Genomic DNA, 11,433 nt, shown 5'->3' on the forward strand with positions numbered 1-11,433 from the left:
GCCGCGCCCCGCGCCGATCAGGGGAAGGGAATCGACAGGCCGCCGCCCACCGAGGAGCCCCGGCCCGTCCCGCCGGATGCCCCGCCGTTGAGCCGGGACCCGCAGGCGCCGAGCTGGGCCGCGAGCCCGAGGACGAGGACGAGGGCAAGCCCCCTGATGAAATGCGCGCGCATCTTGTTCAATCCCGCTCAGGCAATACAGATTTCAACCTTAACGAAAGGGCCGCGACAAGGCAAAGCCGGCCGCGGCCCCTTCATCGGCGGCCCATCAGGCGCCGAGACCCCCCAGAAGACCGCTCAGCAGGCCGCCGAGGACCGGGATATCGGTCAGGGCCGCCGTGCCGCCGCCGGCCGAGAGGCCACCGGAGAGCAGATCATTCACCGTGTCGAGCACCGGATCGAGGGCGCCGTTCTGCGCCCCGGCCAGACCGTCGACCAGCTGAGTGACGGGCGCGAGCGCACCGCCGTCGGTCGAGGTCAGGTCATTCAGCTGGCCGGTCAGCGGCGAAAGCGCGCCGGTCTGCGGATCGACCAGCGTGTCGACCAGATCGGCCACCGCCTGCAGCGGCGTGCCGTCCAGCAGATTGCCGACCGTGCCCTGCACCACGTCGATCAGGCCGCCCGTCGCGCCGCCCGAGGTCGAAGTGGCGCCACCGACACTGTCCAGCCCGCCGAGGAGGCCGCCCAGCAGGTCGCCGACGACAGGAATATCGGCCAGGGCATCAGTGCCGGCGCTGGCGCCGGAAAGATCGCCCGAGAGCACGCCATTCACCGTGTCGAGCACCGGATCGAGGGCGCCGTTCTGCGCCCCGGCCAGACCGTCGACCAGCTGGGTGACGGGCGCGAGCGCACCGCCGTCGGTCGAGGTCAGGTCATTCAGCTGACCGGTCAGCGGCGAAAGCGCGCCGGTCTGCGGATCGACCAGCGTGTCAACGAGATCGGCGACACCCTGCAGCGGCGTGCCGTCCAGCAGATTGCCGACCGTGCCCTGCACCACGTCGATCAGGCCGCCACTGGTGGCGCCCGCGGACGTGCCGCCCAGACCGCCCAGCAGGCCGGAGGCGATATCGGAATTGGTCAGACCACCGGTCAGGCCGGAGAGAACATCGTTCAGCGAGGCGATCAGAGGCTCCAGCGCCTGATTCTGCGTGCCGACGAGGCCGTTCACCAGATCCGTGACCGCGCCGAGGGGGCCCGACGCGGAGCTGGTCAGATCGTCCAGCGCGCCGGTCAGGGCCGACAGGGCGCCATCATTCGGGTTCAGCAGGGCATCGATGAGGTCTGTCAGCGGCTCGAGCGCCGTGTTGTCGGTCAGATTGCCGAGGACATCCTCAACCGAGCAGATGACGCCGTCGCCACAGGTCGCGACCGGGGTGACCGGGGTGTCGGGATCATGCACGTCGCCGAAGGGATCACCGCCGTTCAGTGCGCCGCCGACGAGGCTGATCTGGCGCAGGCCGAAGCCGGCGCCGCCGTTCAGGAAGAAATTCGGCCGGCCGAGGTTGCGGTGCATCCCGATCAGGGTCGGGCCCGCCGACTGCTTGGTGCGATCGGTGCCCAGCAGGCTGGTGCCACTGTTCAGATAGAAGCGCACGCCGCCGAAGCCCATCGAACCGCGTTCGTCGAACACGCCGGTGGCGAACAGGGCGAGCCCCGGGACATCGGTCAGCAGGGCTTCGACCTGAACGTCGCCACCCAGCTTCGCTTCTTCCGAATAGCTGACGCCGCCGCCGATGCGCAGGTTGGGATTGGCGTAGACCGACAGGCCGACGCGGCCATAGGCGCCATCCGTCACGTCGCCGGTCTGGTAACCGACCAGGCCTTCAAGCGTCACATTATCGAGATAATATTCCGCGATCCCCGCGACCGCATACTGCTTCACGCTGTCGACGAAGTAGCCGCCGCCGGCGACGCCGACCAGGAACTGCTGCGGATCGCGATAGAACAGCTGGGCCGCGCCGCCGGCGAAGAAGCTCTCGTCCGCCGTCGCGCCGGCGATGCCGTCGACCTGCAGGCCCATCTTGTCGCCAAGGGGGATGGTGATCGTGGGCGCGCCGCCATAGGTGCCGCCATTTTCGTCACCGCCGCCGAACAGATCGACATTGAAGCTGGTCTCGGCGACCGCGCGGCTGCCATAGCCGAACTGGTCTTCAGAAACCGGAATGGCGTCCTGCGCGGCACCGAAGCCCGCAGCCGCGAGCACAGCCAGCGCCGATGTGGCGAAAAGAACAGCCTTTTTGGAAGAGATCGCGTTCATGATGACTTTGCCCCTGTCTTCAATCCGGCGCGGGCCCCACTAAAAAAACCCGCACAGTTACTTGGATTTACTGATTGCCCTCAGGGAGCCCGGGGATCCGGCAGCGCCTTACCAAGGCTCCATGACCCCGTAATACACGCCAACAGAACCCGAACCGACGCTGTTTATCCCCTATTCGGATGACAATCCGGAATATGCATCCGTTTTGAACTGATCGTTTCTCGCATCCGAAATCGGGGGGAAAATGGCGCCTTTGATCCTTGACCCTGACGCCCCGTTCTTCAAAGTTGCGGGGCACATAAGCGCCCTGGGGCCGGCCGGACATCAGACGTGACGGCCGGAGGGTGGCAAATCAGGGTGACTGCCGGGCGCACCGGTGGTGATGGAAAGCGCGGCGACATGGCACACGCATTGACGGGCAATTCACACCAGGGACCGCAGGTATTGCTGGTCGACAGCGACATCGACCGCAGCAAGCATCTGCGCGAGCATCTGTCGTCCTGGGGTTTCGCCGTCACCGTCGCTCACGACGGCTATTCCGGCCTTCGCCATATCATGAGCACCTGGCCCGAGCTGATCGTGGTCGACGCGGAACTGAAGGGCTGGTCCTCCTCCGTCGTCATCGACGGCGCGGTACGCCTGGGATCCCGCGCCCCCGTCATCATGCTGACCGACCAGGGACAGAACATGGCCTCGCGCGCGTCGCGTCGGCGCGTCATCGGCATCATCGAGAATCCCAATTCCATCAGCGAATTGCGCTCGGTCATGATGAATGCCCTGTCCAAGGTGGCCACGGACGGCGGCGGCGAGAATTTCGACCTCGCCTGATTTTCGATCCCGCCTGATTTTTCACCACGCCGACCCGACTGCCCGCGAATCCGGCGCCGGCTCGGGTTTGGGCTTTGCGCATGGCCGTGAAACGACTAGCCTTGCCGTCATAGACAGGCTGTTCGGGCGGGGTTCATGGACGGTGCGATGCTGGCGGTAGACAATGTCTACAAGCGCTTCGGCAATATCGAGGTGCTGAAGGGGATTTCGGTTTCGGCCGTGAAGGGCGACGTCATTTCCCTGATCGGGGCTTCGGGCTCCGGGAAGAGCACATTCCTGCGTTGCATCAATCTTCTGGAAACACCCGATTCGGGAGAGATTCGCGTCGAGGGCGAATTGATCCAGATGAAACGCGACAAGTCCGGCCACAACATCCCGACCGATCCGCGTCAGGTCGACCGTATCCGCTCGAAACTCGGCATGGTGTTCCAGAGCTTCAATCTGTGGTCCCACATGACGGTGCTGCAGAATGTGATGGAGGCGCCGATCCACGTCCTCGGCAAATCCAGGACCGAGGCCATGGCCGAGGCCGAGGCCCTGTTGCAGCGGGTCGGTCTCGCCGAGCGACGGAATTATTATCCCGCCCATCTGTCCGGCGGCCAGCAGCAGCGGGTGGCGATCGCCCGGGCGCTGGCGATGAATCCCGCCGTCATGCTGTTCGACGAGCCGACCTCGGCCCTCGACCCCGAACTGGTCGGCGAAGTCCTGGCGGTCATGCGCAGCCTCGCCGACGAAGGCCGCACCATGCTGGTGGTCACCCATGAAATGGCCTTCGCCCGCGACGTCTCCAGCCGGGTGATGTTCCTGCACCAGGGCAAGGTGGAGGAGGAAGGCCCGCCGTCCCAGGTCTTCCGCAGCCCGACGTCGGAGCGCTGCCGCCAGTTCCTGGCCAAGCACCTCTAGGCGGTCCGGTCATGGCCCCCGCCCCCGCCGCCCCCCTTCTCGCCGGATTCGGCGATGTCCTCGGCTGGCTGTTCGCCGCCGTCATCGCCCTTGTCCATGGCATCACCCTTGTCGTCGGCGCGTTGTGGTGGTTGCTCGGCCTCATCTTCTGGCCGGTCGGCCAGCTGCTGGGCTTCGTGATCGACATCCTGGGTGCCGTGTTCGGCTGGCTCGGCACCGTGATCTACGATGTCGTCGCCGACATCGCGCCGGGCGCGACCTTCTATATCGACCTGATCAGTTTCGGCAAGGGTGGCTGGGGCGACGATCTGTGGACCGGGCTTCAGCTGACCCTGAAGCTGGCGGTCATTTCCCTGTCGATCGGTCTCACCATCGGCCTTCTTGGCGCGGGCGCCAAGCTCGCGCCGAACAAATGGCTGAACATCATCGGCAATGGCTACACGACGCTGATCCGCGGCCTGCCCGAGCTGCTGACCCTGATGCTGATCTATTACGGCCTGCTGTTCGGCCTGCAGGGCCTGCTGTCGACGGGCATCCTGCCGCTGCTCTGCGATGGCACGGGCCTGCCCGACAAGCTGGCCCTGATCGGCCTTGGCGAGGACGCGGCGCGGATCTGCGTCTCGACCACGGTGCAGATCGACGGGTTCAGCGCGGGCGTCGTCGCCCTCAGCCTCGTCTTCGGCGCCTTCTCGACCGAAGTGCTGCGCGGCGCCATTCTCGCCGTGCCCAAGGGCCAGCTCGAGGCGGCGCGGGCCATCGGCATGTCGCGCCGGCTGACCATAAGGCGCATCCTGCTGCCCCAGGTCTGGCGCTACGCCATGCCCGGCCTCGGCAACCTGTGGCTGATCATGATCAAGGACACCTCCCTCGTCTCGGTCATCGCCCTCGACGAATTGATGCGCAAGACCAGCATCGCCGTCGGCGTGACCAAGCAACCCTTCTTCTTCTACAGCGTGGCCTGCCTGATCTATCTCGCCATCACCGGGGTTTCCATGATCGCGACCACCCGCATCGAGCGCTGGGCCTCGCGCGGCGTGCGCCGGGCCTGAGGGGAAAACCGATGGATCCGAGCAGCAATACCGTCGACCCCGCTCTCCTGCCCGAGCCGTCCTTCATCGACGGCATCCTGCTGTTCCTGCAGTCGGCGGCGGCCTGGTTCGTCGCGGTCTTCCAGGGCCAGGTCGAGCTTCTGGACAAATACGGCTGGCGCCTGATCATGGGCCTCGGCACCACGCTCGAGATGGTCGGCATCTCGCTGGCCATCGGTGGCCTGCTGGCGATCCCGATCGCGCTGGCCCGGAAGTCGAAATTCGCCCCCTTCCGCGCCCTGGCCGTTTCCTATGTCTTCTTCTTCCGCGGCACGCCGCTGCTCGCGCAGATCTTCCTGATCTATTACGGTTCGGGCCAGTTCCGGCCCTTCTTCGAATCCGCGGGGCTATGGCCCATCTTCCGCGAAGCCTATTGGTGCACGCTGATCGCCTTCAGCCTGAACACCGCCGCCTACACGGGCGAGATCCTGCGCGGCGGCATCGAGGCGATCCCGCCCGGCGAGATCGAGGCGGCCCGCGCGCTCGGCATGAACCGCTGGCTGATGCTGCGCCGGATCATCCTGCCCGGCGCCTATCGCATCGCCCTGCCCGCCTATGGCAACGAGATCATCCTGATGATCAAGGGCAGCGCCATCGCCATGGTGGTGACCATCCTCGACCTGATGGGCCAGACCAAGCTGGCCTATGCCCGCAGCTTCTCGTTCGAGATCTATCTCTACGCCGCGGCGATCTATCTCGCGCTGACCTTCATCCTGACCCGGGCCTGGACCCGGCTCGAAGCCTGGATGAACCCGCAGCGCCGGCCGCCGCCTCAGGCGGCCTGACTGCGACGCCGGGTCAGTCGCGCCAGAAGCGCTCCTGCACCAGGACCTCGGCCCACTGGCTGCGCAGGCTCTTGCGTTTGCGCTCCAGCGAGGCGCCGTAAAAACCGGTCAGCACGCCTTCGGCATAGGCGCGGCCGGCATCGGCCTTGCCGAGCGTGGTGATCAGCCGCTGGGCGACCGAGAGATCGTTGAGATTGCCGAGGAAATCCTGCAACCCCGCCAGCCCGTCGAGGAAACGCCGCACTTCCCGCCCGTCGAACAGCGAGCCGAAGAATTCGAGGGCATAGCGCAGGCGCTTGATCTCGATGCGCAGGGCATGAAGCGCCTCGGGCTCGAGCGCCATGATGTGCCGGCCGCTGCGCCGGACCTGCCTGAAATGGCGGTCCAGCGTCTCCGCCGCGAAGGATTTCACACTCTCGTCGAGACGCTTGGCATCGCCATCCTCGCGCCATTCGCGGGCCGCGACGAAGCGCCCGAGCGACAGCGCGAGGCGGGTGTGCCGCTCATCCTCGATGGCGCGCCAGGCGATGCCATAGCCGAGGCGCCGTTCGGCCTCCGCCTGCAGCAGGACGCGGTCGAAGCGCGCGTCGGGGCCGAGGGATTCGAACACCGGGCCGGCGACATCGCCGATGAAGACATCCCAGTCCCGCGCGGGGCCGAGGCTGCCGGCCAGCCATTTCACCTCGTCCGACAGGGCGCGTGACGGCTCGGGTCCCAGCACCTTGCGGAACAGCTTGAAACCCGAGCGCAGCCGGCGCAGGGCGACGCGCATCTGATGCACGCCCTCGACGTTGCTGCCGTCGGCCACGGCTTCGACATTGGCCAGCCAGTGGCTGGTGCAATCGGTGACGATGCGACCGAAGGCATCGCTCGTGGTCTCGCCGGCCTCGATATCGAGGCGCGGTGCCTTGGCCGGCGCCGCCAGCGTGCCGGCGGCGAGGCGCGCGCCGCGTTCCGCCTTGGAGGCGACGAGGACGCGAAGGGGCACCTGTTCGGCGACCGCGAGGGCAAGGGCGAAGAGATCCGCCGGCTCACCCGATTTCAGCTCGAATTCAAGTTCCGAGATCGGCACCTCGCCCTTGCCGGCGGCGCGGATCACCCCCTCATCGACCGCGACTTCGACCTCGCCGCCGGTGCCAAGGGCAAGGCGACGCACCGAACGGCGGAAGTCGGTTTCGAAGGCGGCTTCCAGCCGATCAGCGGATAGGGCCTTTGTATCCAGTACCGTATCGACCGTGCCGGGCGGAAAGGCGTCGAAATCGGGCACGGGGCTGCGACTTTCGACTTCCCACTCGCGGCGGGTGGCAAGGCCGGCCAGGCTCTTGTGCGGGACCTTGACGCCGTGAATGAGACGCCGGCCGTCCTCGCGCACGCGAAGGGTGATCTTGGCGGCGGCCAGCTGGCGGTCGGCCGTATCGAAATAGATGGTCTTCAGATGCTTGGTCGCCGCGGGCTCGAGGCTCCCCCGGCTGAGCAGGGCAAGGCGGCGGACCTTCGGCAGATCCTCGGGCGCCACCGCCAGTTTCAGCTCGGTTTCGGAACCCATCACACAAGATCCTTCGGAATGACGAACAGGTCGAGCTTGCAGCTTCGCTTCTTCAGGTCGTGCCAGCGGCCGATATCGGCCGAAATGACGGCAAGACCGGCGGTCGGATATTTCATCGCCAGCTTTTCCTCGAGCGGCGTGCCCTGCGGCTCGATCAGGGTGGCGGCCAGATCCTCCAGCCCCGGATTATGGCCGATGACGAGAACCCGGTCGGCATCGTCCGACAATCGGCGCAGCCGGTCCAGCAGCGTCGTCGCCGAGGCGAGATAGAGTTCCCGCTCGATCAGCGCCGGCACGTCCTCGCCGAAGGCGCCCTGCACCCGGACCAGGGTCTCGCGGGTGCGCCGCGCCGCGGAACACAGGACGATATCGGGGTGCAGCCCCTCGTGCCGCAGGAACTGCCCGACCAGGGAGGCCGCGCGCTCGCCCCGCTGGTTGAGCGAGCGGTCGAAATCCTCGACCGAGGCTTCGCCCCAGCTCGACTTGGCGTGACGCAGGAGAATGATCGTCTTCATCGGTGATCCCGTGTGGAGAAACAGTCAGGTCCGGCGGGGACAGGCGCCAGGGCGGCGGCCGTCACAGCATAGCCGCGCCGGGGCCATGATGGATAGCGCGGCCAATAGTCTCAATAAACCATAAATTCTATGTAATATATAATAGACATTGAATCATCCATGTGAATTGTATCAGATATCGGGGCGGTGGCCGCATCGCGCCACCCTAGCTGCACATGGAGACTGTCAGATGACGCTCAGGCTCGGCGATATCGTGCCCGATTTCACGCAGGACTCGACCGAAGGCCCGATCCATTTTCACGACTGGCTGGGATCGAGCTGGGGCATCCTGTTCTCTCACCCGAAGGATTTCACCCCGGTCTGCACCACCGAACTCGGCTACACGGCGAAGCTGAAGCCCGAATTCGACAAGCGGAACGTGAAGGTCCTCGCCCTGTCGGTCGATTCCGTGGACAGCCACAGAAATTGGGTCGGCGACATCGCCGAGACGCAAGGGACGGCGATCAACTACCCGATCCTGGCGGACACGGACCGCAAGGTCTCCGACCTCTACGACATGATCCACCCGAACGCCAATGACACGCTGACCGTGCGTTCGGTCTTCATCATCGATCCGAAGAAGAAGCTGCGCCTGTCGCTGACCTATCCGGCCTCGACCGGGCGGAATTTCGACGAGATCCTGCGGGTCATCGACTCGCTGCAGCTGACCGATGGCTATTCGGTGGCGACGCCGGTGAACTGGAAGGACGGCGATGACGTGATCATCGTCCCCTCGCTGCAGGACCCTGCGTTGATCGCGGAGAAATTCCCCAGGGGCTACAAGGCGCTGAAGCCTTACCTGCGCGTGACGCCCCAGCCCAACCGCTGAGGCGAAGGCGGCGGGGCGGCGGCCGCCGCCCTGCCCGCCGGTCAGATCCGGCGGTAGCGGGCCTGCACCGCGCGCTCGATGGCGACGGCGGTCAGCCGGTCGACCTTCAGGCCGCCGCGCACGATCTGCAACAGGCGGGCCTCGTAGATTTCCAGCTTGGCATCGACCGCCGCCAGCTCGCAAGCCAGGGCATAGGCCGTGTCATGGGCTTCGACCGGCAAGCCGCCACCGATCATCCTCATCACCTCTTCCATGCCCTTGGGGGCATGAAGCATGGCGCCGCAGGCCCGGGCGGAATCGGGCAGGCGGTTGACGTCGTAGCCCTTGAAGGCCGGCAGGGTCTTCACGATCTCGCCGATCGTGTGCAGTTCGGCATCGGTCATGTTGCCGTCGGCGGCGGCGACGCAGACCATCACCCAGATCAAGGCGTCTTGGGCGCTGATGCGTTCGGTCATGGTTTTGATTGTCCCTGTCTCTGCACTCTCGGTCGGCAGGAATAGAGGATCACCCGCCGGACGGCAAGGCGCCATCCGGCCCAAGAAAATCGCGTACCCTCTGGACCGCCGTCGCCAGCCCCACCCGCTCGACCGGCACGCCGGGCGGAAAGGCGGGCAACAGGCGGCTGGGCGTCATGCCGTCCAGAAGAACGAAGACGCCCCGGTCCCCCTGTTGGCGGATCAGGCGGCCAAAGGCCTGGCGCAGGCGGAAACGCACCAACATGTCGTCATAGGTCGCGCCGCCGAAGGCGTCGCGCCGCGCCCGGTGCAGCAGGCTGGGCCTTGGCCAGGGCACCCGGTCGAAGACGATGAGGCGAAGCGCCCGCCCCGGCACGTCGACCCCGTCGCGCACCGCGTCGGTGCCCAGCAGGCAGGCGTTTTCCTCCGCCCGAAACAGATCGACCAGGGTGCCGACATCCATCGGATCGATATGCTGGGCATAGAGCCGCAGGCCGGCCGCGTCGAGCGGCGCCTCGATCCTTGCATGGACCCGGCGCAGCCGCTCGACCGCGGTGAAAAGTCCCAGCGCCCCGCCGCCCGCGGCCAGGAACAGGCTGCGATAGGCGGCGGCGACCTCGTCCGGCTCGTCGCGGCGCACGTCATTGACGATCAGCACCCGGGACTCGGCGGCATAATCGAAGGGCGAGGCGAAACTGGCCCGCTTCGCCGGCAGGATCAGATGGGCCGCCCCGGTGCGCGCTTCCGCCGCCTGCCAGTCGTCGGCGAGGCTGGGGCCGCTGTCGCGCAGGGTCGCCGAGGTGACGAGGACGCCGTGCGCTCGCTCGAACAGGGCGCCGGTCAGGGGCACCGTCGGGTCGAGCCAGTGGCGGTGCAGGCCGACGTCGACGTCCTGCCCGCGCTCGCGCTCAATCGCCATCCAGTCGACGAATTGCTCGGGCGTTTCCTCGCCCAGGGTCCGCAGCATGGAGCGCCAGGCATTGACCGGCTGCACCACCCGGCGGTCGAGGCTGCGGATGCCCGCTTCCAGCCGCAGGCGGGTCGGCGTGTCGAGATCTTCCGCCTCCTCGTCGAGACGGGTCGCCAGCCGCGCCTTCAGCGCCGCCGCCGGCTCGACCAGGCGGCGCAGCAGGGCATCGACATCGAGGGCGGCGGAGACCAGCTCCGCCGGCGGCTCGATCACCGGGGCTTCCAGCGCGAAGAGGCTTTGCCGGTCCGTCGCGCGCGCGGTGACGAAACGGCGAATTTCGGCGAGCAACCGCTCCACCGGGCCATTGCCTTCGCCCCCGGCGACCCGGGCGGCCCAGCCCTCGCCCGGCAACTGGGCGGCGGCATGGCGAACATCGGCCAGCGCCGTTTCCGCCGATTCGTCGCCGCCGATCAGATCACCCAGCCTTCGGTCGATGCCGCGGCCCCGGCCGGCGCGGCGGTGCCCCGCCTCGGCGCCGCGCACCCAGCGGCGCATTTCCGCCGCCTCTGCTCCGGTCAACTGGGCGGAAAAGGCGCCATCCGCCGCCTCGAAGACGTGATGGCCCTCGTCGAAGACATAGCGCGACGGCAGGTCGGCCGCCTCGCTGGCCAGCGCCGCCTGGATCATGACGAGGGCATGGTTGGCGACGACGATTTCCGCCGCCTTGGCGCGCGCCCGGTTGCGTTCGATGAAGCATTTGCGGAAATGGGCGCAGGCGGAATGGATGCATTCGCCGCGCCGGTCGGTCAGGGCGGCGAGCCGCGCGCCCTGCAGCAATTCGATCGCCCAGGTCGGGAAATCGCCGCCCACCATGTCGCCGTCGCGGGTGTACCGCGCCCAGCGGGCGACGAGGCCGATCGCCGTCGCCGAAACCCCGGGGGCGATGCCGCCCGGCCCCGCCACTTCCTCGAGATTGAGGAGGCACAGGTAATTTTCCCGGCCCTTGCGGATGACGGCCTTGCGCGCCTTCACCGCCGGATCCTTGTAGAGGCGGGAGAGTTCCCGGTCGAGCTGGCGCTGCAGGTTCTTGGTATAGGTCGACAGCCAGACCGGCGCCCGGTTCTTGCGCGCCCAGACGATGGCGGGCGCGATATAGCCCAGGGTCTTGCCGATGCCCGTGCCCGCCTCCGCCAGCACCACCCGGGGCGCGCCCGCGGCCTCGCGAAGGCCGAAGGCTTCGGCGGCGAGGGCGGCGTAATCGGCCTGGGCCGGGCGATCT

At 67.1% G+C, this 11,433-nt stretch carries 11 protein-coding genes; 5 read left to right on the forward strand and 6 right to left on the reverse strand.

All coding sequences use genetic code 11. The features are described 5' to 3' along the window. Nucleotides 1–17 precede the first annotated feature (17 nt). A complete protein-coding gene (locus WAZ62_RS08170; protein ID WP_422643026.1) occupies nucleotides 18–173 on the reverse strand; it encodes a hypothetical protein in 156 nt (51 codons plus the stop codon). Nucleotides 174–267: 94 nt separating this feature from the next. Next, entirely contained in the window at nucleotides 268–2,256 is a 1,989-nt protein-coding gene (locus WAZ62_RS08175; protein ID WP_422643027.1) for a hypothetical protein, read from the reverse strand. Nucleotides 2,257–2,655: 399 nt separating this feature from the next. Here WAZ62_RS08175 and WAZ62_RS08180 point away from each other — a divergent pair, with 399 nt between their 5' ends. The 4 genes from WAZ62_RS08180 (at nucleotide 2,656) to WAZ62_RS08195 (ending at nucleotide 5,860) form a co-directional block, all read left to right on the forward strand. After that, nucleotides 2,656–3,084 carry a response regulator gene (locus WAZ62_RS08180; protein ID WP_422643028.1) on the forward strand — a complete coding sequence of 143 codons (429 nt, stop codon included), beginning with the start codon at nucleotides 2,656–2,658 and terminating at the stop codon, nucleotides 3,082–3,084. Nucleotides 3,085–3,231: 147 nt separating this feature from the next. Next, on the forward strand, nucleotides 3,232–3,987 hold the full coding sequence (locus WAZ62_RS08185; RefSeq protein ID WP_422643029.1) for an ABC transporter ATP-binding protein: 756 nt from the start codon (nucleotides 3,232–3,234) through the stop codon (nucleotides 3,985–3,987). Between the two features lie 11 nt (nucleotides 3,988–3,998). Next, complete coding sequence (locus tag WAZ62_RS08190; RefSeq protein WP_422643030.1) at nucleotides 3,999–5,036, forward strand: ABC transporter permease; 1,038 nt, start codon at nucleotides 3,999–4,001, stop codon at nucleotides 5,034–5,036. 11 nt (nucleotides 5,037–5,047) lie between these two features. Then, a complete protein-coding gene (locus WAZ62_RS08195; RefSeq protein WP_422643031.1) occupies nucleotides 5,048–5,860 on the forward strand; it encodes an ABC transporter permease in 813 nt (270 codons plus the stop codon). 13 nt (nucleotides 5,861–5,873) lie between these two features. Here the strand turns inward: WAZ62_RS08195 and WAZ62_RS08200 are convergent, their stop codons facing one another. Both WAZ62_RS08200 and WAZ62_RS08205 read right to left on the reverse strand, forming a co-directional pair. After that, on the reverse strand, nucleotides 5,874–7,406 hold the full coding sequence (locus WAZ62_RS08200) for a CHAD domain-containing protein (RefSeq protein WP_422643032.1): 1,533 nt from the start codon (nucleotides 7,404–7,406) through the stop codon (nucleotides 5,874–5,876). Then, nucleotides 7,406–7,921 carry a SixA phosphatase family protein gene (locus WAZ62_RS08205; RefSeq protein WP_422643033.1) on the reverse strand — a complete coding sequence of 172 codons (516 nt, stop codon included), beginning with the start codon at nucleotides 7,919–7,921 and terminating at the stop codon, nucleotides 7,406–7,408. Before WAZ62_RS08205 ends, WAZ62_RS08200 begins: the two co-directional genes overlap by 1 nt. Before the next feature lie 229 nt (nucleotides 7,922–8,150). Between WAZ62_RS08205 and WAZ62_RS08210 the strand changes: the two genes are divergently transcribed. Further along, nucleotides 8,151–8,789, forward strand: a complete 639-nt coding sequence (locus WAZ62_RS08210; RefSeq protein ID WP_422643034.1) for a peroxiredoxin — start codon at nucleotides 8,151–8,153, stop codon at nucleotides 8,787–8,789. 41 nt (nucleotides 8,790–8,830) lie between these two features. On the opposite strand, the gene WAZ62_RS08215 is transcribed toward WAZ62_RS08210, so the two are convergent. Both WAZ62_RS08215 and WAZ62_RS08220 read right to left on the reverse strand, forming a co-directional pair. After that, the gene (locus WAZ62_RS08215) at nucleotides 8,831–9,244 is read right to left on the reverse strand and encodes a tellurite resistance TerB family protein (protein WP_422643035.1); all 414 of its coding nucleotides are present in this window, start codon (nucleotides 9,242–9,244) and stop codon (nucleotides 8,831–8,833) included. Between the two features lie 49 nt (nucleotides 9,245–9,293). Then, nucleotides 9,294–11,433: ATP-dependent DNA helicase (locus WAZ62_RS08220; protein WP_422643036.1), on the reverse strand; the 2,140-nt coding region annotated here is incomplete at its 5' end.

Origin of the sequence: Zavarzinia sp., assembly GCF_049306435.1 — a bacterium.
Lineage (GTDB): Bacteria > Pseudomonadota > Alphaproteobacteria > Zavarziniales > Zavarziniaceae > Zavarzinia.